Origin of the sequence: Kitasatospora sp. NPDC058190 (assembly GCF_042883685.1) — a bacterium.
Taxonomy (GTDB): domain Bacteria; phylum Actinomycetota; class Actinomycetes; order Streptomycetales; family Streptomycetaceae; genus Kitasatospora.
Window position 1 is genome coordinate 69,594 of record NZ_JBHVVI010000009.1, and the last position, 25,913, is coordinate 95,506.

Below are 25,913 nucleotides of genomic sequence, written 5' to 3' on the forward strand. Positions count from 1 at the left end.
GCTCCAGCGAGGACGCGGCGATGCTCGTAGGGATGTCAAGCAGCGCTTGCGAGCTGCTCGGCGGTGATGGTTGGGGTGGTTGGTGTGGTCGGGGCGCCGATCTACTGATGGCCCCGGGCCGGGGTCCGCAACGCAAGCCTGAGGACAACGGCCGGCTTTCCGGCCGGCTCGGGGTTGGGGCGGGCGGCGGGACAGGTCGTGATCGGCTGTCAGTCGCCCAGGTTGCACAGCACCGCCCGAAGACCGCCGGGCGCGGTGACGATTCAGTCGCTTTGTCTGCCGTGCCACATCGGCGCGTTGATGCACCGCGCTGCGCCGGCGCACTCGCATGCCCCGTGCGGCCTCGACCCGGCCGTGGCGCTGCTTGGGTATGCGTGGCGCGGCGAGCCGACCGGTCGGCAGGCCGCCAGGGCGGCGGCCTCGTCGTCGACACGGTCGGCTCGCCCTGCCGGCGGCGTGCCTTGTGGTTCGGGCGGTCGATCCCCACCACAGTCACGCCCCACTCGCGCGGGTGGCGGGCGAGGCCGGCCCCGCAGGCGCCGGTGCCCTCCGGTGCGACCAGCACCCCGGTGCCGGACGAGCTCCATCGATCCGGGTGGGACGGCAGCCACCGGCCCGGCGGGCGCACAGGACGGGACAGCGAAGGAGCCATGGCCAGGCTCTGACGAAGCCATGCAAGCCGGGCTGCCGCTCACGAGCGGCTCACGGACGAGGCCGACAGATCCCGTTCAGGACCAGGGTCGGTCAGAGGGCTGGTCGGCCTGACCGGGAACCGCTCATGAACACCCTCACCGTCAGCGGGCGCTGCCGATGTTGCGGTCGCTGTCGGCGCCCTGGAGCATCAGGGTGGTCTCCTCGATGCGCCGGAAGCGACCGTCGGGGGCGAACTCGCCGAAGAGGTAGACCTCCACGCGAACGGAGGAGCCGTCGGTCTTGTCGACATCGATGATGTGCCGGTCGGCGTACAGGTCACCCTGCACGAGTTCCTCCAGCACCTGGATCGAGCCGCCCGCGACGATGCCGCGCAGGTGGGCGATGTGAGCCGTGAACTCGCTCCGGTCGGCCCAACTGCCGTCGGTGCGCTGGCGGTAGTCCGGGGCGAAGTGCCGGTCCACGGCCTCGGACAGCTCCAGCCCCGGCGTGAAGAGCAGGTCGGTCATGGCGGAGACGACGTCGGTACGGAAGGCGGTGGTGGTCATGGCGGTCCTCACAGAAGGGTCGGGAACACGGGTTCCTGGATCGGAGATTTGCGTGCGTTGAGCACGCATCTAAAGAGTACTACAGGCTGCGTGCGCCGCGCACGCTAATCTGGAGGCATGCCGAACGATGTAGGACACGAGATCGCCGACGCGCTGGCAGTGCTGCTCAGGCGCGACACCCGGACACGGCTGCACCAGCGCCTGACCGAGGGCCTGGGCGACGCCGTGGACGAGGCCACCTACCCCGTCCTCAGCGGGCTGGCCCGCACCGGCCCGCGCAGCGCAGCCGACCTCGCCGGCGAGATCGGCCTGGACCGCTCCGGCGTGACCCGCCGCGCCACCCGCCTGGAGGACGCAGGCCTCCTGTGCCGCGAACCCGACCCCCGCGACCGGCGCGCCACCCTGCTCGCGCTCACCGAGGCCGGGCAGCAGACCGTGGACGTCACCCGACGCCGCCTCGCCGCGCACATCGAGGCGTCCCTGGTCTCCTGGCCGCCCGCCGAGGCCCGCGCCTTCGCCCACCACCTCCAGCGCTTCGTCACCGACGGCCCCTTCACCTGATCCGGAACCGGAGCCGGACGTCACCGCACGCGCGGGGCGGTGCCTCGGCACCGGCGCAGCTCGAAGGCGGGGCGTTGGAGGCCACCCACAAGTGACTACGCCGCTCGAAGAGCGACCTCGTCACTCGCCGCGGTGAGATCGGGTGGGCCTCACATGTCGGAACCTGCTGCAAGGGTGGCTGGTCATGGACGTCGACGGGTTCTGGAATGTGGTCGGGGCAGCGCGGGCCGAAAGCAGCGGCTCGCACGGTAGAGCGTTCGCCGAGGCATTGGTGGACCAGCTGGCGAGGCTCCCGCAGGAGGAGATCATCGCCTATCAGGAGCGATTCGACGAGGTGCACGGTGCCGTGTACCGCTGGGACGTGTGGGCCGCCGCCTATCTCATCGGGGGAGGTTGCTCGGACGACAGTTTCATGGACTTCCGGGCCGGTCTGATCGCCCTCGGGCGGGACTGGTACGAGCTGGCAGCCGCTCGCCCGGACGATCTGGCGGGCCACCCCGCAGTGATCGAGGCCGCGGCCGGGGGCGACGACTACGTGATCTTCGACGAGGACGTGAACTACGCGGCCGGCGACGCGTTCGAGCGCCTCACGGGTGACGCCGATGCCTTCCATGAGGAGTGGAAGCGCCATCGGGCCGGGCAGGACCTGGATACGGCGCTGGAGCCCGACATGGGCGAGGACTTCGACTTCGACGACGCTGACGAGATGCACCGTCGCCTTCCCCGGCTTGCTGCCCTCTACCTGGGCGCAGCCGCCGGCTGAGACGTGTCAGCGCCTCGAAGGGCGTTCGCTGCCGGGACGGGGCCGCTGTCCCGGTTGGTCGCCGATGTCTCTTGTGCGGCGGCCTGGTGGCGATTGTGCGGGTTGTCACTGGGGTCCGCTTGGATGGTCGGCATGACCGTCAACGATGTCGCCCGTTCTCTGCCCGATCCCGACGTCCTGCGGGACCACTGCCGTGCTCTGGCGATGCTGGATGCGATCCTCGGCCCCGGTCAGTCCTCGCGCTACCACTCCTACGACGCGCGGTGGTCGCAGACGGAGGAGATGGCGTCGATGGCCAACGGTTCGGGGGACGAGTACTCGATCGTCTTCGCTCCGGCCGGGGTGTACGTCCGGGGCCACCCGGATTCCTTCCGGGTCCGGCCGGTGTTGTCGGGGCGCCCCGATACATTGCATCCCCATGACGCTGCTGCCCGTTCGACCGATCGCCACGACCAAGCCGCTGACACCGGAAACGGAACCGTCCCCACTCGCAGCCGCGGCGGTAACAGCCAGGCGCAGCCCAGTGTCGTGGGCGTCGGAAGGGACGTTGTTCGCGGTTGACTTCTCGGCTGCCGCTGACGGGATCGTCGCGCCCTGTGCGGTGTTCCGGCTGGGAGATCGGCCACGTGACGCCTATGGCGCTGCTCTTGCGCCCGACTCCGGATGCGTCGTCGTTGCCACCCAGCACGAGGCCGTGTGCCTGGACGCCGACGGTACGGTGCGCTGGCGGATCCCCTTCATGCCGCCGGCCCATTCCTCGATCGGGCTCGCAAACTGCGCCTTCTCGCGCGACGGCGCGCACGTGTGGATCTTTCGACCGGACGCCATGCTGGGGCGGGGCGACGGTGGGGACCGCTGGCTGGTCGTCGACGCCGCCGACGGGCGGGTGCTCGCCGAGCACGCCCTGCCCACGGTCGGCCAGGGCGCCCACCAGCTGGCCCACCCCGACGGCATCCACATGCTCCTGGACGTCGGCGAGGGCCAGGACGGCGTCTTCCTCTTCCACGGCCGTCTGGACGGCAACGCGATCAGCGTCCACGCCTACCCGTGGGACGACCGTTGCCTGATCGATGTCTCCCCCGACGGCCGGGAGTTCATGACTGTCGGACACGGCGAGGATGACGCCGTCTTTCATGCCTTCCCGGACGGAACCGAGCTGTGCCGCTTCGCCGTCGACCGCTTCCTGGCCCCCGCAGGAACCAGCGAGGACGGGAACACCGATGACGACGAGGGCGAAGAGCCCCACATCGCGTGGAGCGGTGGTTACCTCGATGCCGCCACCGCGGTGATCACCGTCGCCGGTGAGACCGAGGACGACGAGCGGAACATCCCGTACGTCGTCGACGTCTCCAGCGGAGCGATCCGAGGCCGTCTTGCCGCCGAGCCCCGGCTGCGCGGCGACGGCACCTGGACCGCCGTCGACGAACACGGGCGGCTGACGCTCTGGGAGCTCGGCTGATCGACTGGAAACTTGCTCTGACCTGGTGTTTTCTCGGAAATCTCCTAGGCTGGTGAGCTCTGTCGGACACCTTCGGAGGGGGCATCATGAGCGAGGAATCCCAGGTGTACGACGCCAGCACGATCGTGGTTCTGGAGGGCCTGGAGGCCGTTCGGAAGCGGCCTGGGATGTACATCGGATCGGTCGGTGAACGCGGCCTTCATCACCTGGTGTTCGAGGTCGCCGAGTGGGCGCTGGACGAGATTCTCGGCGGCACCGCCAGCTGTGTCGAGATCACCCTCGCAAGTTCAAATCCTGTCGTCCCGATTTGCATAACCGCAGGTCGTGCAACGGCTGCGCCTACTGCCTCAACGTGCACACCAAGGCCGCCCTGCAGGCGGGCGATACCGCCCAGCGCCTGGGCACCCTCCCGGCGTGGCGCGACACCGAGCTGTTCACCCCTCGGGAGCGCGCCGCCCTCGCCGTGGCGGAGGCGACCACCAACCCGGCGGACGCCGCCCCGCAGGAGGACGCCTACCGCGCCGCCCGCGAGGTCCTGACGGACGACCGGATCTCCGCGGTGATCCGGGTGGCCATCACCATCAACGCCTTCAACCGGGTCTCCATCCTGAACAAGCACCCGGTGCGTCCGATCCCGGCGCAGTAGGCGCAGTAGAGGTGCCGCCCGGGACCCTCGGGTCCGGCCGCGCCGTCCGTCGACGCTCCATCGGGCTATCCGCACAGGGAGTTGACTCATGGCTGAGATCCGGCTCGGCCGGAGGCGGTGCCCGGCGCGCCCGGCCGGTTGAGTGGCCCGGGCTTCGTTCTATTCCGGAGATCCCGAAATGATGGCCGGCGAGAATCTCCCATTGCCGATTCCTCGTCAGATTCTTTCCTGTCGGAGGTTTCGGCGGCGCAGAAGGAATCTCTTTTGCGCTACCCGTTGACTGAGGCCTGTCACCGCTGCTTTTCTTCCGTTCACGCCCCCTGCCAGAGCCCTCGGGTCGGCGGCCGGCGCTGGTTCCGCTGCTCCACCATCGCGTTGCTGCTCAGCCGCTGACGTGGCGTCGGCCGATGCCCGTCAGCTCCCATGGCACTGCCGGCAAGCACGGGCCGCCCCACCGTTCTCGCGCCTCCCGCCCGTGTGATTGCCGTACCCCGTCATGCCCCGAGCCGTCATCAGGGCCGACCGGCACCGGAGACGGCAGGAGAGAGGACCCCCCACACATGGGCATTCCCCGCATCCGTGCGGCCAGACGACTGGCCCTGGCCGCCGTCGCCTCGCTGTCCCTCGTCACCGCCGCGCTGACCACCACCGGTGCAGCCCAGGCGGCGGACGAGCCGGCCTCGCCGCAGAGCGGCTCCGTGACCAACCCGTACAGCCCCGCCTACCAGCACTCCTACCGGCATGGCGCCATGCCCACCATCGCCCAGAACGACAAGATGAAGCAGTGGGCCGCCACCCACCAGGAGTCCAGCGCCAGCGCGGCCACCGGACCGCAGACCCTCTCCTACGGCGGAGGAATCGACGGGATCGGTGTCCAGAGCGGCCACTCCAAGGTCTACCTGGTGTTCTACGGTTCCCAGTGGGGGACCCAGAGCACGGACGCCAACGGGAACGCGAAGTTCTCGGGCGACTCGGCCGGGGCGGCCGGCGCCGCTCAGCAGATGTTCAAGGGCATCGGCACCGGCAACGAACTCTGGTCCGCGGACCTGACGCAGTGGTGCGACGGGCCGAACGTGGCCGCCGGCGCCACCAGTTGCCCCTCGAACGCGAACTTCGTCCCGTACCAGAGCGGCGGGGTGCTCGCCGGCGTGTGGTACGACAACGCGGCGGCGTCACCGAGCGCCGCCACCGGCCACCAGCTCGGCCAGGAAGCCGTCAACGCGGCGGCCCACTTCGGCAACACCACGGCGGCGTCCAACCGGGACGCCTACTACGTGATCCTGTCGCCGCACGGCACCAACCCCGACAACTACCAGAACCAGTACTGCGCGTGGCACGACTACAACGGTGACACCACGCTGACCGGCGGCGCGGTGACCTCCCCGTACGGCGACGTCGCGTTCAGCAACCAGCCCTACAACATGGACTCGGGCGCCGGCTGCGGCGTGGGCTTCGTCAACTCGCCCGGCACGCTGGACGGTTGGACGATGACCCTCGGCCACGAGTGGCACGAGATGATGTCGGACCAGAACCCGGCCGGCGGCTGGACCAACCACGTGTCCGGCAGCTCGTACAACGGCCAGGAGAACTCCGACGAGTGCGCCTGGCTGTCCCCGGGCACCGCGGGCGGCGCGGCCAACGTCACCTTCGGCACCTTCGGCACCTGGGCCGAGCAGGCCAGCTGGTCCAACGACACCAACTCCTGCGCCATCTCCCACCCGATCGTGGGCGGCGGCTCGACGGGCAACACGGTGAGCGTCACCAACCCCGGCAACCAGACCACCGCCCAGGGCTCCTCGGCCAACCTGCAGGTCCAGGCCAGCGACTCGGCCTCCGGCCAGAGCTTCACCTACTCGGCCACCGGCCTGCCGGCCGGCCTGTCCATCAACTCCTCGACCGGCCTGATCACCGGCACCGCCACCACCGCCGGCAGCTACAACGTGACCGCCACCGCCACCGACACCACCGGCGCCGCCGGCTCCACCAGCTTCGGCTGGACGGTCACCGGCACCGGCGGCGGTTGCACCCCGACCCAGCTGCTCGGCAACCCCGGCTTCGAGACCGGCTCCGCCGCGCCGTGGACCGCGACCAGCGGTGTGATCGACAACTCGGCGTCCGAGCCGGCCCACAGCGGCTCCTGGAAGGCGTGGTTGGACGGCTACGGCACCGCGCACACCGACAGCCTCTCGCAGACCGTCACCATCCCGGCGGGCTGCAAGGCCACCCTGAGCTACTGGCTGCACATCGACACGGCCGAGACCACCACCACGGCCCAGTACGACAAGCTCACCGTGACCGTCAACGGCACCGCGGTGGCCACCTACTCCAACCTCGACAAGAACACCGGTTACGCCCAGAAGACGGTCGACCTGTCGGCCTACGCCGGGCAGAGCGTCGCGCTGAAGTTCACCGGTGTGGAGGACTCCTCCCTCCAGACCAGCTTCGTGATCGACGACACCGCGATCCAGACCAGCTGACCCCTGGTCCGTCCGAACGTTCGGCCCGGCGGCTCCTGCCGCCGGGCCCACCCTTTGGGTGGTCGGTCGACCATGACGGCACCCGGGTGGCGAACCTGCGGTTCGTTGCCGCCCATCACAGCTCGACCGCGGCGGCCTCGCCGCCGTGAAGGCCCTCCCGGGACGGAGGGCCTTCGGCGTTCCCGGGGTCCCGCGCCTTCGGGTGCCCCGGAGCGGCGTCAGGAGACCGGTGCGGGAGTTCCCGCAGGGCCGGGGCAATGTCGTCGGCCACCCCGTGGTGAACCTGCCGTTGTCATCGGAGAGTTGCGCGATGGTCGGCTGCGTGCTGGGGGATTCCGGGATTGCCGTGCCACTCCACGGAACGCCGTTCCGGCGGCTGTCCCGCCGACGCCCGGGGGTGGAATACCGCTGATCGGATCATGGCGCAATAGGGCGCAAGCCCCTTTTCCGGCCCGGACCGGTCACGTCGTCGGAGCGCTTGGTGGCGATGTGTCAAGAATGCCCTGGTGGACGGTAGATCGGGACGTCACGCGGCCCTTCCGCGGCAAAGTCGGAGGACCTCCCCGGGTGGCCGATAGGGGCTGAGAGGGACGCCATACGGCACCGGTGGTGGCTGGTTTTGATCGGTCGGGGACCGCTTTGGCGTCCATTTGGTGACTGCGGGTGGCCGGCGGGGGGTCTGTGGCGGGCGGGGATTCGGGGGGTGCGGCACGGTCCACCCGCTGCTACCTGCGCTCACGCTGTGTGCTCCTGGCGCAGGTCGTGCGCCTGCGACCGGATTGACGCCCTGTGGCGCTCCGGATGTGCAGCGCACCGACGATGCAGGTCGGGGCGGGTGTGGGGGGCATCGCGGTGTAATCGCCGGAATTCTCCGGCTTGAACCGCGGGCCGAAAGTCGTTGTTGACCGGTCAGGTCCGAGAACCCTAAGGTCAACCGCGTCGTGGGGGAGCGCTTCGGGGGGGAGGCCGCAGGATCGATCAGGGCGCCGGTGGTGCCGGATGGGAGATCCTCGAAGTGGCTGTAACTACTGGAGCGTGGCGCGTAACTGACGCTTGGTCAGAGGCTTCGGTGTGCGCCGGTCCGGGCCCGGCCGACGGTACCCGTCGGTAGCGCCTCGGCCGCCCGGAATGGCGGCGCAATGGATTTCCGAATTCTTCATCGCGGTGAAACCGAGTCCCGCGCGCATTCATGAATTTCTCACCAGAGGAGTGACTCGTGAACGCCTTCACAGGGCGTCTGCCGCTGTCCGCCGCCCAGAACGAGGTGTGGATCGCCCACCAGCTCGACTCCGGCGGCGCGATGCACAACTGCGCCGGCTACGTGGACATCCAGGGGGACGTCGACGAGCGGCGCCTGGCCGAGGCCGTCCGGCTCGCCGTCGTCGAGGCCGAGGCGATGTGCGTGCGGTTCACCGCCGATCCCGACGGCCGGCCCTGGCAGGTGCCGCTCGACGCCGTCCCCGGGTTGCACACCCGGGACGTCAGCGGCGCGGCGGACGCCCGGGCCGCCGCCGAGCAGTGGATGCGCGACGACCTCGCCACCCCCGTCGACCTGACCCGCGGACCGCTGTTCGCGCACACCCTGGTGAAGGTCGCCCCGCGCCACCACCTGCTGCACTTCCGGTACCACCACATCGTCCTCGACGGTTACGGCCAGGCGCTGCACTGGCGGCGGCTCGCCGAGATCTACACCGCCCTGACCGAGGGCCGCGAGCCGCGGCCGTCAGCGGGCGGCACCCTGGCCGACCTGCTCGCCGAGGACGAGGCCTACCGCGGCTCCGAACAGTACGAGCAGGACCGCGCGCACTGGCTCGGCGCCCTCGCCGACTGGCCCGACACCGCGAGCCTCGCCTCCCCGGACCAGGACGGCCCGGCCGCCTCCCGGTTCCAGCAGCCCGCCGGCATCACCGGCGTCGACGCCGCCGCGGCCCGGCACAAGGTGCACTGGTCGGTCATCGTGATGGCCGCCACCGCCGTCTACCTGCACCGCGTCACCCAGCAGCAGGACCTCGTCCTCGGCCTGCCGGTGCGCGGCCGCACCACCCGGGTCTCGCTCACCACCCCCGGCATGCTCGCCAACGTGCTGCCGCTGCGGGTGACCGTCCGCCCCGAGCAGGACTTCGGCGAGGTCGTGCGGCAGGTCGGCGAGCGGGCCGGCGAGGCGCTGCGCCGCCAGCGCTTCCGCGGGGAGGAGATCCGGCGGGAGATCCGCCGCGCCGACGGCGGCGAGCACACCACCGGCGTGGTGGTCAACGTGGTGTCCTTCGACGGCAAGCTGCGGCTCGGCACCGTCGACTGCCCCGTCCACCAGCTGTCCTCCGGCCCGGTCGCCGACCTCGGCCTGGAGTTCTTCGGCGGCGCCGACGGCGCCGACCTGCGACTGACCTTCGAGCCCAACCCCGACCGGCACCGGGCCGCCCCGCTCGCCGCCCACCGGGAGCGCTTCGTCCGGTTCACCGACGCCCTGCTGCGCGCCCCCGAGTACACGCCGGTCGGCGGGATCGACCTGCTCGCCGAGGACGAGGCGGCCGCCGCCCGGGCCGAGGGCCCGGTGCGCGACTACGATCTCGACCGCCCGCTGCACGCGTGGATCGAGGAGCAGGCCGCCCGCACCCCCGACGCGATCGCCGCCGAGGTCGACGGCGCGTCGCTGACCTACCGCCAGCTCATCGACCGGGCCCGCGCGCTGGCCCACCACCTGCGTCAGCGCGGGGTGCGCACCGGCGACGTGGTCGGTGTCCACGAGGAGCGCTCGCTCGACCTGGTCGTCGCCCTGCTCGGCGTCCTGCTGGCCGGCGCCGCGTACACCCCGCTCGACCCCGATCAGCCGCTGGCCCGGCTGGCGCTGCAGATCGAGGACGCCGAGGTCCGGCTGGTGCTGACCCGGGCCGACCTGGCCCAACGGCTGTCCGGCAGCTGCCTGGAGACCCTCGCCCTCGACCAGGTGCTGACCCAGCTGCCCGCCGCCGGTCCGCTCGGCGTCACCGCCGGCCCGGCCGACCCCGCGTACGTCATCTTCACCTCCGGCTCCACCGGCCGCCCCAAGGGCGTCGCCGTGCCGCACCGCGGTGTGGTCAACCGGCTGCTGTGGATGCAGGACGAGTACCGCCTCGGCGCCGACGACAAGGTGCTGCAGAAGACGCCGTTCACCTTCGACGTGTCGGTGTGGGAGTTCTTCTGGCCGCTGATGACCGGCGCCACCCTGCACCTGGCCGCGCCCGGCGCGCACCGCGACCCGCGGGCCATCGCCGAGACGGTCCGCCGGCACGGCATCACCACCGCGCACTTCGTGCCGTCCATGCTCGACCTCTTCCTGGCCGAGGACGCCGCCGCCGAACTGCCCGGCCTGCGCCGGATCGTGTGCAGCGGCGAGGCGCTGCGCCCGGAGACCGTCGGCCGCTACTTCGAGCGCTACGGCCAGCACGCGCCGGCCCTGTACAACCTGTACGGGCCGACCGAGGCGTCCATCGACGTCACCCACTGGCAGTGCCGCCCCGAGGACGCCGCCGGGCCGGTCCCGATCGGCCGGCCGGTGGCCAACACCACGCTGTACGTGATGGACCGCGCCGGTCGGCAGCTGCCCGCCGGAGTGGCCGGTGAGCTCTGCATCGGCGGCGTCCAGGTCGCCATCGGCTACCTCAACCGGCCCGAGCTGACGTCCGCCGCGTTCGTCCCCGGACCGGCCGGCGCCGGACGGCTCTACCGCACCGGCGACCGCGCCGTGCTGCGTTCCGACGGCGTGGTCCTCTACCAGGGCCGACTCGACCACCAGGTGAAGGTGCACGGGTTCCGCATCGAGCCCGGGGAGATCGAGTCCGCGCTGCTCGCCCACCCCGGGATCGCCAACGCCGTGGTCACCGCGCCGCGACTGGGCGGCGGCGAGCCGCAGCTGGTCGCCCACGTGGTGCCCGTCGGCGCCGAGCCCGAGCACACCGAGCTGACCGACTGGCTGCGCGAGCGGCTGCCCGCCTACATGGTGCCCGGGCACGTCGTCCCGCTCACCGAGCTGCCGCTGCTGCCCAACGGCAAGCTCGACCGCAAGGCCCTGCCACTGCCCGCCGCGAGAGCGGCGCGCGCCGCCGTCCAGCCGCCGAGCACCGACCGCGAACGGCTGCTGCACCAGGCCTGGGCCACCGTTCTGGGCACCGACGCGTTCGGCATCGACGACTCCTTCTTCGCGCTCGGCGGCGACTCCATGCACGCGATCCGGGTGCGCGCCGAGGTCGAGCGGCACGGCAGCACCTTCGACGTGGCCGACCTGTTCCAGGGCCCGTCCATCCGCGAACTCGCCCGCGCCGTACGGGCGGTGGACCAGGAGCCGGCCGCCGCCCGGGAGCCCTTCGGGTTGCTGTCCGAGCGGGACCGGCAGCTGCTGCCGGACGGCCTGGACGACGCCTACCCGCTCAGCGCGATGCAGGCGGGCATGCTCTTCCACGCCGCGTTCGCCGAGGACACCTCCATCTACCGGGTCGTCACCAGCATCCGGATATCCGCGCCGCTCGACCGCGAGGCGCTGCGGGCCGCCGTCGACGACACCGCCCGCCGCCACCCGTCGCTGCGCTGCTCCTTCGACCTCGCGCGCTACTCCGAGCCGCTGCAACTGGTCCACCGGGACGTCACCATCCCCGTCGAGGACGGCGAGGACCTGCGCGGTCTCACCCCCACCGCCCAGCAGCGGGCCGTCGAGGCGTGGGTCGAGCAGGCCAAGTTCACCACCTTCGACCCCGAGACCGCCCCGCTGCTGAAGTTCGCCGTCCACCCGTGCGGCGAGGACTCCTTCGAACTGTCCGTCATCGAGCACCACGTCGTCCTCGACGGCTGGAGCGACATGCGGATGCTCGAAGAAGTGGTCGAGCACTACCAGGCCCGGATCGCCGGCCAGGCCCTCGCCCTGCCCGAAGTGGCCTCCGTCTACCGCGATTTCGTCGCCGCGGAACGCGCCGCCGTGGCCGACCCCGCCGCCCGCGACTTCTGGTCCGCCCTGCTGCGCGGCGCCGAGCCCACCGAACTCGCCCCCCGCCCGGCCGACGAGCCCCGGCACGCCGCCAACCAGCGATACGACGTGCCGATCCCCGAAGCGACCGCCGCCGCGCTGCGCGACCTGGCCGCCCGCGAGGCGCTGCCGCTGAAGGCGCTGCTGGTCGCCGCGCACGCCGCGGTGCTGCGCCTGGTCGGGGGCGCCGACGAGGTGCTGACCGGCATGGTCGCCAACGGCCGACTGGAGGAGCACGGCGGCGACGAGACCATCGGCGTCTTCCTCAACACGCTGCCGCTGCGTCTCGACCTGTCCACCGTGACCCTGGCCGAGGCCGCCCGGGCCGTCTTCGCCCACGAGCGCGCCGCGGCCCCGTACCGCCGCTACCCGATCGCGCAGATGCAGCACGACCTCGGCGCGGAGCTCCAGCTCAGCTCCTACGTCAACTTCATGGACTTCCACCGCGACGGCAGCCGCTCCTCGGACGCGTTGATGCGGGTCACCGTCGGCATCGCCGAGACCAACTACCCGCTGGCCGTGAACTTCCTGATCGACCCGGAGGAGCGCCGGCTGTCGCTGTGGCTTGACTGCGACCTCGCCGTGCTGCCCGAGGAGTTCTGCGACCGGCTCGCCGGGTACTACGCCCGCGCCGTCGAGGAGGTCGCCCACCACCCGGAGCGGCGTGCCGTCGAGGCCGAGCTGTTCGGCCGGGCCGAACTCGCCCGGGTGGCGGCCTGGAACGACACCGCGGCCGACTACGACGCCGCCGACACCGTGCACGGCCTGATCGCCCGGCACGTGCGCGCCAACCCCGGCGCCACCGCCCTCGCCCACCGGCACGACGAGATCGACTACGCCGAGCTGGAGGCCCGCGCCAACCGCCTCGCCCACCACCTGCTCGCCCTCGGCGTGCGCCGGGGCGACCTGGTCGGCGTCAGCATCCGTCGCGGCATCGACCTGGTCACCGCCCTGGTCGCGGTCCACAAGGCCGGCGCCGCGTACGTTCCGATGGACCCGGCGTTCCCCCGTACCCGGCTGGACACCATCGCCGAGGACGCCGGCATCAGCTGCCTGATCACCGGCCCCGGCGCACCCGCCGGCCTCGCCGCGCCCCGCCGGGTCGACGTCCACGAGGACGCCGCCCCCATCGCGGCCCGGCCCGACCACGCGCCCGACGTCGCCGTCGGCGGCGATGACACCGCCTACGTCATCTACACCTCCGGTACGACCGGCAAGCCCAAGGGCACCGCCATCCGGCACCGCAACGCCGTCAACTTCTTCGTCGGCATGGACCGCACCGTCGGCTGCGGCCCGCAGGACACCGTGCTCGCCGTCACCAGCGTCTCCTTCGACATCTCGGTGCTCGAGCTGCTGTGGCCGCTCACCCGCGGCGCCAAGGTCGTGGTGGCGGGCGAACGGATCATCAACAACCTGGTGCCGCAGACCGAGAGTCGCGAACGTGCGGTCGGGTTCAGCCTGTTCTTCTTCGCCGCCTCCGCCGGCGTCTCCAACCAGGACGGCTACCGGCTGGTACTGGACGCCACCCGGTTCGCCGACCGCCACGGCTTCGAAGCCGTGTGGACACCCGAACGGCACTTCCACCACTTCGGCGGCCTCTACCCCAACCCGTCGGTGATGTCCGCCGCGCTGGCCACCGTCACCGAGCGGATCGCCCTGCGCAGCGGCAGCGTCGTCGCCCCGCTGCACGACACCATCCGCATCGCCGAGGAGTGGTCGCTGGTCGACAACCTCTCCGGCGGCCGGGTCGGCCTCGCCTTCGCGTCCGGATGGAACTCCAACGACTTCGCGCTGCGCCCGGAGAACTTCCCGGTGCGCAAGCAGAAGATGGCGGAGCAGATCGACGAGTTCCGGCGGCTGTGGCGCGGCGAGCAGGTGCTGCGCACCGGCGGCAGCGGCGAGGTCGTCGACGTGCGCATCCACCCCGCGCCGGTCCAGGAGGAGCCGCCGATCTGGCTGACCTCGGTCGGTGCCGTGCAGACCTTCGAGCAGGCCGGCGCGTCCGGTGCCAACCTGCTCACCCACCTGCTCGGCCAGGCGCCCGAGGACCTCGCGGCGAAGATCAAGGCGTACCGGCTGGCCCGGGAGGCGGCCGGGCACAGCGGCCCCGGCCAGGTCACCCTGATGGTGCACACCTTCATGTCCGAGGACACCGCCGACGCCCGGGCGCGGGCCCGCGAGCCGTTCCGCGACTACCTGCGCAGCTCCACCGAGCTGTGGCGCACCCTGTTCGCCACCACCGGCCAGGAGCTGCCGGAGATGGGCGCGGAGGACCAGATCGAGGCGGTCATCGACCTCGCCATCGACCGCTACTTCGAGGCCTCCGGCCTGTTCGGCTCGCCCGAGGACTGCGCGGACCTGGTCCGCACCCTGTCCGCCGTCGGGGTCGACGAGATCGCCTGCCTGGTCGACTTCGGCGTCGCCCCGGACGACGTCCTCGACAGCCTCACCTGGGTCGACGAGCTGCGCCGGGTCCACGAGGCCGAGGTCGCCGAGAGTCCGCACTCGCTGGCCGCGCTGTGCGAACGCCACGGCGTCACCCTGCTCCAGGGCACCCCCTCGCTGTTCGCCGCGGTCGCCGCCGAGCCCGAGGCGCTCGCCGCGCTGACCGGGCTGCGCGCCCTGCTGATCGGCGGCGAGGCGTTCCCCTCCGGCCTGGCGCAGCGCCTGCTCGGCGCACTGCCGCAGGTGCGGGTGCTCAACATGTACGGGCCCACCGAGACCACCATCTGGTCCACCGTCCACGAGCTGGACCGGGACCTGGACGTGCAGGCCGGCACCATCCCGATCGGCCGGCCGATCGCCAACACCGCCGTCCGGGTCACCGATCCCCACGGCCGGCCCGTTCCGATCGGCTCCTCCGGCGAGCTGTGGATCGGCGGCGACGGCGTCGCGGCCGGCTACCTCGGCCGGCCCGACCTCACCGCCGAGCGCTTCGTCGAGCACGACGGGCAGCGCTACTACCGCACCGGCGACCGGGTGCGCTGGCGCGCCGACGGGCGGCTGGAGTTCCTCGGCCGGGTCGACCGGCAGGTGAAGATCCTCGGCCACCGGGTCGAGCCGGACGAGGTGGAGAGCGTGCTGTCGCGGCACGAGGGCGTCGACGCGGTCGCGGTCATCGCGATCGACGGCGCGCACGGCCCCGAGCTGGTCGCCTACGTCTCGCCCGCCGAGGAGCTGTCCGACGACACCGTCCAGCAGGCCCACGTCCAGCGCTGGGGCGAGGTGTGGGAGAGCGCGTACACCGCGCCCGCCGAGGACGGCTCGGAGTTCGCCGGCTGGCTGTCCAGCTACACCGGCGAGCCGATCCCGGTGCCCGAGATGCGCGAATGGCTCGGCCACACCGTGGAGCGGATCCGCGCCCTGGAGCCCGCCAGGGTCGCCGACGTCGGCGTCGGAGTCGGCCTCGTGCTGCGCTCCTTCGCCGAGCACGTCGAGGAGTACCACGGCGTCGACCTGTCCCCGGCCGCGCTGGACGCCGCCCGGGGCTGCCTGGGCCGGCCGCTGCCCGGCCACGTCCACCTCGCCCACAGCGGGCCCGAGTACCTCGCCGCCCTGCCCGAGGACAGCCTGGACACCGTGGTGATCAACTCGGTCGCCCAGTACTTCCCCGGCACCGACTACCTGCGCACGGTCCTGCTGGACGCGGTGCGCGCCGTCCGCCCCGGCGGCGCGGTGTTCGTCGGCGACGTCCGCTCGCTCGACCTGCTGCCCGAGTTCCACACCGCCGTGCAGCTGCACCGGGCCGGCGCGCTGAGCACCGTCGAGGAGATCCGCTCCGCGGTGCACCGGCAGCTGAACGAGGAACGCGAGCTGTGCCTCTCGCCGGACTTCTTCCAGCGGCTGGCCGCGGACAGCGGCAAGGTCGCCGACGTCCGGCTCGAGCTCAAGCGCGGCCGCGCCGACAACGAGCTGTCGCTGTTCCGCTACGACGTGACCCTGCTGGTCGGCGACGGCGCCCCGGCGCCCGCCCCCGCGGCGCGCATCGCCTGGACGACGCTGCCCGACGGGCTGGACTCGCTGCGTGACCGGCTCGTCGCCGAACCCGGCGAGCGGCTGGTCACCGGGATCCCCAACCGCCGGCTGGTGCGGGTCGCCGCCGCGGTCCGCGCCCTCGCCGACGCTCCCGGCGAGGCCACCGCGTGGGACCTCGACCGGCAGCTGTGGTCGGTGGACGAGGAGGCCGCCGTCCACCCCGAGGACCTCGTCGAGATCGCCGAGGCGACCGGCCACCGGCTGGCCACCCGGGTCCGCCCCGACGGCCGACTGGACACGTTCGACGCGGTCTTCACCCCCGTCAACCCCGAGACCCCCCTCAACTCCGAGGACGTGGCATGAACCGACGACTCGCCAACGACCCGCTCGCGTCGTCCTGGGCGGCCGGCCTGCGCGGCAGCCTGCGAGGCTACGCCCGCGCCCACCTGCCCGAGGCGATGGTGCCCGCGCACTTCGTCGTGCTGCCGGAACTCCCCAAGCTCCCCAACGGCAAGGTCGACCGGGGCAGCCTGCCCCGGCCCACCGCCGAGGAGAGCACCGAGACCGCGTACGTCGCCCCCCGCACCCCGGTGGAGACCCAGCTCGCCCGGATCTGGCAGGACCTGCTGGGGCTGCCCAAGGTCGGCGTGGAGACCAGCTTCTTCGACCTGGGCGGGGACTCCCTGACGGTCCTCCAGATGGCCGCCCAGGTGCGCGACGCGTACGGCGTGCGGCTCGACCTGCGCCGGATGTTCGAGAACCCGACCGTCGCCCAGCTCGGCCGGATGGTCGGCTCGCAGGTCGACCCGCAGATCAGCGGTGCGGGCAACCCGCGCGGCGTCGGCGGCGAGGAGATGCTCGCCGACGCCGTCCTGCCCGCCGACATCGCCCCCGGCCCCGACGCGCTGGCGCCCGTCGCCGGTCCGTACCGCGCGGTGCTGCTCACCGGCGGCACCGGATACACCGGTGCGTTCCTGCTGCGCGAGCTGCTCGACCGCTCCACCGCCACCGTGTACGTGCTGGTGCGGGCCGCCGACCGGGCGCAGGCCGACGTCCGGGTGCTCGACAACCTCGCCGAGTACGGGCTGCTGCGCACCGGCGACTCCGAGCGGGTGGTCGGCGTCCCCGGCGACACCGGCCGGCCCTACCTCGGCACCACCCGGCGCGCCTACCGGGAGCTCGCCGAGACCGTCGAAATGGTGATCCACAACGCGGCGATCTCCAGCTGGATCGTGCCCTACGCGAAGATCAAGCCGGTCAACGTGTTCGGCGCGCTGGAGGTGCTGCGGCTGGCCTGCGACACCCGGGTCAAGCCGGTGCACTTCGTCTCCACCATCGGCGTCTACCCCGGCGACCAGGGCGAGCGCCGCTGGGACGAGGAGCGGCTCACCGAGACCGAGGACGTGGTCGGCGGCTACCGGCAGTCCAAGTGGGTGGCCGACACCCTGATGCTGCAGGCCCGCGAGCGCGGCGTGCCGACCCACGTCTACCGGCTCGGCGCGGTGGCCGGCTCGCAGACCAGCGGCGCCTGCTCGACCGACACCTTCATCAACCACCTGCTCAAGGGCTGCATCCAGCTCGGCGCCTATCTGGACTACGACCTGCTGATCGACCTGGTCCCGGTGGACTACTGCGCCGCCGCCGTCGCCCGGATCGCGCTCGGCGGGGGATTCCACGAGCCGGTCTTCAACGTGCCCAGCGCCGGCTCCAGCAGCATGAACGACATCTTCCAGCTGGTCGTCGACTACGGCTACCCGCTGCGCAAGCTCGACTACCACGACTGGTACCGCGAGCTGGTGGCCGCGGTCGAACGCGGTGAGGAGAACGAACTCGCCGTCTACCTCCCGCTGTTCGGCGAGGACAGGCCCGCCGACGAGGTCGGCTACCCCGGTAGCCGGCCGGTGTTCGGCACCGCCAACCTGCAGGCCGCGCTGGACGGCTCCGGCATCGAGTGCCGCCCCGTCGACCGGGCCCTGTTCGACCTGTACCTCGACTACTTCGTGTCCACGGGCTTCCTGCCCGCCCCGCCCCAGAGCTGATGGAGACCGCGATGACCACCTCCGCCCTTCCGGCCTTCCCGATGCCCCGCGTCCACCCCCTCGACCCGCCGCCCGCCTACCGTGAGCTCGGCTCCGAGCAGCCGGTGTTCAAGGTCGCCGTGCCGCGCGGCGAGGAGGTCTGGGTGGTGACCCGGCACGAGGACGTCCGGGCCGTGCTGACCGACCACCGGCTCAGCTCCGACCCCAACACCCCCGGCTACCCGTCCTACATCGCCGGCGACACCCCGCTGCCCCCCGGCTTCTTCCTCAACCAGGACGAGCCCGACCACGGCCGGCTGCGCCGCCTGATCACCCGCGAGTTCCTGATCAACGCGATGGAGGCCAAGCGCCCCCAGATGCAGGCCATCCTGGACGGCCTGCTGGACCGCCTGGAGGAGCAGGGCAGCAGCGCCGACCTGGTCACCCAGCTGGCCTTCCCGATGGCCGCCACCGTCATGTGCGAACTGCTCGACGTGCCGTACGAGGACGCTCCGCTGTTCGTCGGTCTCACCGACACCATCCTCGACCGCCGCAGCACCCCCGAGCAGGTCGGCCAGGCGGCCGGCGAGCTGATGGCCTACTTCGACCGGCTGGTGACCGACCGGGAGCAGAACCCCACCGACGACATGCTCGGCCGGCTGGCCACCCACCAGGAGGCCGGCCGGATCGACCACGCCGAGTTCGTCGGCCTGGCCGCACTGCTGCTGCTGTCCGGCTACGACACCATGGCGCAGATCATCGGCCTGGGCACCGCGACCCTGCTGGAGCACCCCGACCAGCTGGAGGAGCTGAAGGCGGACCCCTCGCTGATCCCGCAGGCCATCGAGGAACTGCTGCGCTACCTGTCCATCAACCACGCCGGCCTGCCCCGCGCCGCCGTCGAGGACCTGGAGGTCGGCGGGCAGACCGTCAAGGCCGGTGAGGGCCTGCTGGTCATGCTCAACGCCGCCAACCGGGACGCCACCGTGTTCCCCGAGCCCGACCGGTTCGACATCCACCGGGAGAACGCGCAGAGCCACGTCGCCTTCGGCCACGGCTTCCACAAGTGCGTGGGCTTCACCATGGCCCGGGTCGAGCTGAGCACCGTCTTCGCCGGCCTGTTCAGCCGCCTGCCCGACCTGAAGCTGGCCAAGCCGCTGACCGACCTGCCGTTCCGCCACGACATGGTGCTCTACGGCGTCCGCGAACTGCCCGTCACCTGGTGACCGCGAACATCCCGACGAGTACTCAGACGACACCCACGAAGGACGCGTGATGGCAGTACAGACCGTCTACCTGCTGCCCGGGCAGGGTGGTTACACCCCCGGCATGTTCGCCGGCCGGGACGACGACCGACTGGCCGAGGCGCTGCGCACCGCCGACCGGGTCGCCGCCGAGTTCGGCCGCCCCGGCGTGAGCGGCCTGCTCACCCGCGCCGACGCCCCGTCCGCCGCCGAGCTGGTCCGCGAGGACCCGTTCGCGCTGCAGCTCGCCGTGTTCACCGCCGCGGTCGGCGGGTACCGGATCGCCGGGACGGCCGGCCCGGCCGACGCCCTGGTCGGCCACAGCATGGGGGAGATCGCCGCCCTCACCCTCGCCGGCGCGTTCGAGCCGGCCGACGGCGCCCGGCTGGTGTGCCACCGGGCCGAGGCGCTGCTCGCCCACTACCCCGGCCGCGGCGGCATGCTCGCCCTGGAGCTGTCCGCGGACCGCGCCGCCCACCTGGTCGGCGCGGCCGACGACCGCGCGCTGGCGCTCGCCGTGGTCAACGCTCCGCGGCAGTCCGTGGTCGCCGGACCCGACGAGTCGGTCGCCCTGGTCGCCCGGCTCGCCGAGGCCCTGGGCGCGCGCACGATACGGCTGAACGCGCCCTACCCGTTCCACAGCCCGGGCCTGGCCGCCGCCGCGCACGACTTCCGTGAGCGGATCGTCGGCATCCGGCAACTCCCGCTGCGGCACGCGGTGTACTCGCCGGTCGCCGGTGGCTGGGCGGGCGACCGGGACGACCTCAAGGAGCTGCTGGTCCGCCAGCTCACCGCTCCGGTGCGGTTCCTGGACGCCGTGCGCGCGCTGCACGCCGAGGGCGCCGAACGGTTCGTGGAGTGCGGCCGGGCAGGCCTGTCCGGGCTGGTGCGGCGCAGTGTCCCGGACGTCGCCGTCGCGAGCGCGGTGGAGGCCGCGGCCCAGCCGGCCGCGCGGCCGGCCGCGGTGGAGGCCGTGGTGGCGCCCGTGGTGGCGGAGCCGGTCGTGGCCGAGTCGGTCGTGGCGGAGCCTGCTGGGGCGGTGGGGCTGGGCCTGGAGGAGGTGGTGGCGCAGCTGCGTGAGCTGTTCGCGGGGACGCTGGGCTACCCCGTGGAGATGGTCACCGCGGACGCCGATCTGGAGGCGGACCTCGGTATCGACTCGCTGAAGCGGGTGGAGATGCTGGCCAAGGTGGTCGAGCGCTTCGGTCTGGGCGAGTCGATCGAGCCCGGTCGGTTCATCGCCCAGTCCACTCTGGCCGACGTGGCCGAACTCGTGCTCGCCGCACCGGCGTTCGCGAGCTGACCGACCCTCACGAAGGATCCCACGGAGTCACCATGCCGATCGACCCCGCCCCGCGCACCGTCCTGGTCGCCGCCGACCCCGGCGCAGTGGAGCCCCTGACCGCCGCGTTCGCCGACGCCCGCGTGCTCGCCTGCGAGCCGACCGGGCCGGCCGTCGCCGCAGCGCTCGCGCAGGCCGGCCCGGCCGGTCGGCCCGCCGCCGCGGTCGTGACGGCCGACCTGGACGGGTGGCGGCCCGCCGCCCGGCAGGCCGCCGCCGAGGCCGTCCGCGCCCTGGCGCCGGGCGGAGCCCTGCTGCTGGTCGGGCCGCCGGGCGGGGAACGGCAGGAGCTGGAGGGGGCCGTCCGCGAACTGCTCGCGGCGGCCGCCCCCGGCGTGCGGATCCATGCCCTGCACTCCACCGACGGCCGGGACGCGGCTGCCGCCCGGGTCGCCGTGTTCCTGACCGGCCCGGACGCCGTCGCGCTCGACGGCCGCACCCTCGAACTGGGCGCGCCCCAGCCCCGGCCCGACGCCGCCGCGGACGCGGCGGCCGACGACGTCGCGGGGGACGCGGTGGTCGTGGTGGGCATGGGCCTGGCCGTGCCCGGTGCCAGCAGCCCCGAGGAGTTCTGGCGGCTGCTCACCGAGGGCGAGCCCGTCTTCGGCGAACCCGGCGACCGGATCGACCTCGACACGGTCTGGTCGCCGGACATCGCCGCCGAGGACAAGACGTACGCCCGGGTGTCCGGCTTCATGACCGGCTTCACCCCGCACCCCGCGCTGCGCGCGGAGATCGACTCCGGGGCGTTCACCGCCGATGAGTACACCGCGCTGTGGCTGCGGCACTCGCTGCTCGGTGCCACCGAGAAGGTGACGGTCCGTCCGGCCGACCGGCAGCTGTTCGCGGTGGGCCTGACCCCCGACGGCAGCCAGCACCTGGAGCACACCCTGGTCGCCACCGGTGCCCGCCGCCTGCTCGGTGACGCCGGCCTGCCCGTCCCGGACGGCCTGGAGTGCCGCTACCCGCTGGCCGCCGGTACCCCCGACGAGGTGCTGCCGTACCGGATCGCCCGGGCCGCCGTGCCGGACCTGCCGGCGGACGCGGAGATCGTGGTGGTCGACACCGCCTGCTCCTCCTCGCTGTACACCATCGACATCGGGGTGCGCGCGCTGCGCGCCGGAGAGGCCGATGTCGCCCTGTGCGGCGGCGCGTTCGCGCTGACCACGCAGAACCTGGTGCTCTTCTCCAAGCTCCGGGGCCTGTCCCGCTCCGGGCAGGTGCGCTCGCTCGACCGCGGCGCCGACGGTGTGCTGTTCAGCGACGGCGCGGCGATCCTCGCCCTGAAGACCCATCGCCGCGCGGTCGCCGACGGCGACCCGATCCTCGGCTACGTGGCCGGCTTCGGCGGCTCCTCCGACGGCCGCGGCAAGGCGATCTACGCCCCCAACCCGGCCGGGCAGCAGATCGCTCTGCACCGCGCCTGGGAGTCCGCCGACACCGACCCGCAGGACGTCGACTGGGTGGTCGCCCACTCCACCGGCACCCCGGCCGGCGACCGCACCGAACTGGGCGCCCTCACCGCCGCCGCGCCCGGCCGTACCTGGACCATGACCTCGAACAAGTCCCTTGTCGGACACGCCGGTTGGGCTGCCGGCGCGGTCTCCGCGGTGCACGCGCTGCTCGCCCTCGGTCACCGGACCATCCCCGGCCAGCGCCAGTTCACCGGCCTGCCCGACGGCACCACCGGGGTCCGGGTGCCCACCGCCGACCTGGCCTGGCCCGAGCGGGACGGCGGACGCCGCACCGTCGGCATCTCCGCCATGGGCTTCGGCGGCACCAACGGCCACCTGCTGCTCACCGACCGCCCCCCGGTCGCACCCGAGCGGCCCGCGGCGGACGCCGACGACCCGGTCGTGGTGGTCGCGGCCGGCACCCACCTGCCCGGCGACCCCTCGCCCGAGAAACTGGAGCGCTGGCTGACCGGCGCCGCCGCCGACTGGCCCGCCACCTTCGGCGACGCCTACCCCGTGCCCAGCCCGGTCGAGGCCAGGCTCGCGCCGTCCGCCATCGCCGCCATGGACCGCAGCCAGCTGATGGCCCTGCGGTGCGCCGACCGGATCGCCGGCGACTGGGTGGGCGACCGGCGGCTCGCCGATCGCGCCGGGGTGTTCGTCGGCCACAGCGGCCCCACCCGCAACGCCCACGGCTACGCGCTGCGCTACCACCTCGACGACCTGGAGCGGCACGTCACCGCCCCCGCCGGACTTCCCGCCTCGGCGCTCGCCGACACCGTGCGCGGCCTCACCCCGCCGATCAACGAGGACGCCTATCCCGGCCTGATGCCCAACGTCATCGCCGCCCGCGTCGTCCAGCGCCTCGACCTGCACGGCCCCAACATGACCGTCGACGCCGGCCGGGACTCCGCGCTGTCCGCGCTCGTCACGGCCGTCCGCTACCTGCGCGACGGCGAGATCGACCTCGCCGTGGTGATGGGCGTCAGCGCCGCCGTCGACGGCCTGCCCGCCCGCGACCCGCGCCCGGTCGCCGACGCGGCCGTCGGCTTCGTCCTCACCCGGCGCAGCACCGCCGAGCAGCGCGGACTGCCCGTACTCGGTGAGCTCTCCCTCGACCGCCCGCAGGCCCCCGCGGCCCCCGCCGAGCCCCGCGACTACCGGGGCGCCGAGGGCTCCGTCGCCCTGCTCAAGGCGCTGCGCCGGGGCGAGCCGAGCCGGCTGCGGTCCGTCGAGGACGCCCACACCCCGACCGTGCGGGTCACCCCGGCGCACGTCGCCGACCCCGCCGGGCCGCAGGTGCTGACCGGTCACCTCGCCCGGCACGCCCTGACCCTGCACCCGGTGCCCGCCCGGCGGGTGCGCGAGCCGCTGGCCGCCGTCCCCGCGGGCACCCTGCTGCTCGCCGACGACCCGGCGGCGCTGGCCGGCCTCCCGCTGCCCGCCGACTGCCTGATCGCCGTACCGAGCGGCGCCACGCCGGTGGACGGTGTCCCCGCCGTCCGACTGGAGCGGCCCGAGGACCTGGCCGCCCTGCTCGACGGGCACGGCCGGGCCCTCACCCACGTACGCGTCCTGGCCGGATTCCAGGACCGGCCGTCCGACGCCGTGTCCGAGCGCCTGCTCGACCTGCACGACCTGGCGTTCCTGGCCGCCCAGCACCGCGCCCCGGACCTGCGCTCCTTCGCGGTGCTGGTGCTGGACGGTGCCGACGGTCTGGTGCCCGCCCCGCACGGAGGCCTGTTCACCGGCCTGGTCCGCAGCCTGGCCCAGGAACTGACGGACTGCTTGATGTTCGCCGTGGTCACCGACCGCACCGAGGCGGACGCGGCGCTGGCGCTGCTCGCCGAGGAGTCCGCCGCCGAGCGGTTCATCCCCGCCGCCTACCACCTGGCCGGCGAACGACTGGAACTGCTGCCCGTCCCCGTCCCCGCCGCCGAGCAGGCGCCGGCACTGCCCGACGCCCCCGTCGTGGTCGCCACCGGAGGTGCCCGCGGGCTCACCGCCCACCTGGTGCGCGAACTCGTCGACGGCCGCACCCCGCAGTCGGTGTGGCTGCTCGGCTCCGGTGCCGCCCCCGACCCGGCCGACGCCGCCGCACCCGCGCCCCGGGTCGAGGCGCTGCGGGAACTGGCCGCCCGCCACCCCGGCGAGAACCCGGCCGCCCTCGGCCGCCGCTACGAGCGCGCCGTCCAGCTCCACGAACGAGCCCGGGTGATCGCCGACCTGGAGGCGCTGTGCGGCCCCGGTCAGGTCCACTACCGCCAGTGCGACGTGCTCGACGAGGGTGCCGTGCGCAAGACCGTCGAGGAGGTCCTCGCCGTCGAGGGCCGGGTCGACGTCCTGGTGCACGGCGCCGGCCTGGGCCGCTCCGCCGGGGTGACCCGCAAGAAGCTCGCCGACTTCCGCGCCGTCCGGGACGTCAAGGTCCGCGGCCACGCCCACCTGCGCGCCGCGTTCGGCGAGCGCCGGCCCGCGCTGTGGTGCGCCGTCAGCTCGGTGTCCGCCTTCATCGGCCTGCGCGGCGAGCCCGACTACGGTGCCGCGAACGAGTACCTGATGCTGGCCGCCGCACACGCCCGTGCGATCGACGGCCGGGACGAGGTCGCGTTCACGTCCGGGCTGTGGGTCGAGTCCGGGATGGCCTCGGCCGACACGCCCGCCGGCGCGCTGCTCGCCCGGCAGAACGAGATCGGTCAGTTGACGGACGAACAGGGCCGGGCCTTCTTCCGCACCGAACTGGCCGGCCGGGGCAGCCATGGGCTGGCCACCAGCTGGATCGGCGACGCCGACTGGGCCACCCTGGAGCGCCGTGCCCCCGGCTTCCGGGCCGCAGCCCGGGCCGTGCCCGCGCCCGGGCCGCTGGCCGCCGCGCCGCGTGCCTTCCTGACCGCCGCGCCCGCCCGGAGCGGCCGCACCGCGGTCTGGACCTGCCACGTCGACCTCGACGGCCACCCGTACCTGCGCGACCACCTGGTCGACGGCCGGCCCACCGTCCCCGGCACCTTCATCCTGGAGATGGCCGCCGAGGCCGCCGCGGCACTCGCCCCCGGCCTGGTGCCGGCCCGGATCGGCGACGTGGTGCTCTCCCGGTTCATCCGTGCCGCCGAACACCGCTGGCCGCGCACCCTCCAGGTCACCGCCGAACGCGACGGCGACCGGGTCGCGGTCCGGGTGCTCACCCCGGCCGACGGACCGGTGCCCGCCCGTGAGCACAGCCGGATGACGGTCACCCTGGCCCGCACCCTGACGGCCGGGCCGCTCTGCCCGCCCGTCGCCGAAGTCGGCCGGAGTGCTCCGAACACCTACGAACTCTCCGGGACGACGGTAGAGTTGAGTGGTGTCTTCAGCTCCCTGCGCAACCCCAGACTGCTGTCCGACGGCGGCGCCGCCGACCTGCGGCTGGAACTCCCCGCGCGGAGCGTGTTCGACCGTTTCCTGATTCCCAGCACCGCCCTGGACTGCCTGCTGCGAACCAGCGTGCTCGACGGCCGCACCCCCGGCCCCGTACCCGTGATCGTGCCCACCGCGCTGGCCGATGTGCGCCTGTACACCGGCGCCAACGACCTCGCGCTGGCCGCCGCCCACCCTCAGGGCCTGCTGCTGCGGCACTGGTTCGCGGCCGACGGCACTGAGCACTGTGCCCTGGTCGGCCCGGACGGGCGGGCCCTGATCGCGGTGACCGGGATCGAGGGCGCGGTTCGCGGCGTCCACGACCCGGCCACCGGCGCCTGGCGATGAGCAGTGCACCACCGAACAGCGGGGCCACCGCCCCGTGTGAC

General features: G+C 73.1%; 11 protein-coding genes and 1 pseudogene. 11 read left to right on the forward strand and 1 reads right to left on the reverse strand.

The genetic code is table 11. The features are described from left to right. Positions 1-794 precede the first annotated feature (794 nt). Positions 795-1,199: a nuclear transport factor 2 family protein gene (locus ACFVWU_RS06490; protein WP_387616415.1), complete on the reverse strand. Its 405-nt coding sequence runs from the start codon at positions 1,197-1,199 to the stop codon at positions 795-797. A 117-nt stretch (positions 1,200-1,316) separates the two neighbouring features. On the opposite strand from ACFVWU_RS06490, the gene ACFVWU_RS06495 reads away from it, so the two are divergent. From ACFVWU_RS06495 to ACFVWU_RS06545, 11 genes and pseudogenes are all read left to right on the forward strand, one after another. Then, complete coding sequence (locus tag ACFVWU_RS06495; protein WP_387616417.1) at positions 1,317-1,760, forward strand: MarR family winged helix-turn-helix transcriptional regulator; 444 nt, start codon at positions 1,317-1,319, stop codon at positions 1,758-1,760. Between the two features lie 184 nt (positions 1,761-1,944). Then, on the forward strand, positions 1,945-2,523 hold the full coding sequence (locus tag ACFVWU_RS06500) for a DUF4240 domain-containing protein (protein WP_387616419.1): 579 nt from the start codon (positions 1,945-1,947) through the stop codon (positions 2,521-2,523). 132 nt (positions 2,524-2,655) lie between these two features. Continuing rightward, positions 2,656-3,084, forward strand: coding sequence for a hypothetical protein (locus ACFVWU_RS06505; protein WP_387616421.1), 429 nt, complete (start codon positions 2,656-2,658; stop codon positions 3,082-3,084). Between the two features lie 133 nt (positions 3,085-3,217). Beyond that, positions 3,218-3,982 carry a hypothetical protein gene (locus ACFVWU_RS06510; RefSeq protein WP_387616423.1) on the forward strand — a complete coding sequence of 255 codons (765 nt, stop codon included), beginning with the start codon at positions 3,218-3,220 and terminating at the stop codon, positions 3,980-3,982. Between the two features lie 328 nt (positions 3,983-4,310). Beyond that, positions 4,311-4,628: pseudogene (locus ACFVWU_RS06515) on the forward strand (carboxymuconolactone decarboxylase family protein); the annotation flags it as partial. A gap of 560 nt (positions 4,629-5,188) precedes the next feature. Next, on the forward strand, positions 5,189-7,105 hold the full coding sequence (locus ACFVWU_RS06520) for a putative Ig domain-containing protein (protein WP_387616425.1): 1,917 nt from the start codon (positions 5,189-5,191) through the stop codon (positions 7,103-7,105). Between the two features lie 1,216 nt (positions 7,106-8,321). Continuing rightward, positions 8,322-16,436, forward strand: a complete 8,115-nt coding sequence (locus tag ACFVWU_RS06525; RefSeq protein ID WP_387616427.1) for an amino acid adenylation domain-containing protein — start codon at positions 8,322-8,324, stop codon at positions 16,434-16,436. Next, positions 16,433-18,112, forward strand: a complete 1,680-nt coding sequence (locus ACFVWU_RS06530) for a thioester reductase domain-containing protein (protein ID WP_387616429.1) — start codon at positions 16,433-16,435, stop codon at positions 18,110-18,112. The genes ACFVWU_RS06525 and ACFVWU_RS06530 overlap by 4 nt, the downstream gene beginning before the upstream one ends. An 11-nt stretch (positions 18,113-18,123) precedes the next feature. Further along, positions 18,124-19,317, forward strand: coding sequence for a cytochrome P450 (locus ACFVWU_RS06535; protein ID WP_387616431.1), 1,194 nt, complete (start codon positions 18,124-18,126; stop codon positions 19,315-19,317). A gap of 49 nt (positions 19,318-19,366) precedes the next feature. Next, on the forward strand, positions 19,367-20,638 hold the full coding sequence (locus ACFVWU_RS06540; protein WP_387616433.1) for an acyltransferase domain-containing protein: 1,272 nt from the start codon (positions 19,367-19,369) through the stop codon (positions 20,636-20,638). Positions 20,639-20,670: 32 nt separating this feature from the next. Beyond that, positions 20,671-25,872: an SDR family NAD(P)-dependent oxidoreductase gene (locus tag ACFVWU_RS06545; protein ID WP_387616435.1), complete on the forward strand. Its 5,202-nt coding sequence runs from the start codon at positions 20,671-20,673 to the stop codon at positions 25,870-25,872. Positions 25,873-25,913: the final 41 nt, after the last annotated feature.

Bases quoted from the DNA above. Each gene is read 5' to 3' on its own strand.
- ACFVWU_RS06505 (WP_387616421.1), top strand. From the start codon at position 2,656: ATGACCGTCAACGATGTCGCCCGTTCTCTGCCCGATCCCGACGTCCTG.
- ACFVWU_RS06545 (WP_387616435.1), top strand. From the start codon at position 20,671: ATGCCGATCGACCCCGCCCCGCGCACCGTCCTGGTCGCCGCCGACCCC.
- ACFVWU_RS06535 (WP_387616431.1), top strand. From the start codon at position 18,124: ATGACCACCTCCGCCCTTCCGGCCTTCCCGATGCCCCGCGTCCACCCC.
- ACFVWU_RS06495 (WP_387616417.1), top strand. From the start codon at position 1,317: ATGCCGAACGATGTAGGACACGAGATCGCCGACGCGCTGGCAGTGCTG.
- ACFVWU_RS06520 (WP_387616425.1), top strand. From the start codon at position 5,189: ATGGGCATTCCCCGCATCCGTGCGGCCAGACGACTGGCCCTGGCCGCC.
- ACFVWU_RS06530 (WP_387616429.1), top strand. From the start codon at position 16,433: ATGAACCGACGACTCGCCAACGACCCGCTCGCGTCGTCCTGGGCGGCC.
- ACFVWU_RS06500 (WP_387616419.1), top strand. From the start codon at position 1,945: ATGGACGTCGACGGGTTCTGGAATGTGGTCGGGGCAGCGCGGGCCGAA.
- ACFVWU_RS06540 (WP_387616433.1), top strand. From the start codon at position 19,367: ATGGCAGTACAGACCGTCTACCTGCTGCCCGGGCAGGGTGGTTACACC.
- ACFVWU_RS06490 (WP_387616415.1), bottom strand. From the start codon at position 1,199: ATGACCACCACCGCCTTCCGTACCGACGTCGTCTCCGCCATGACCGAC.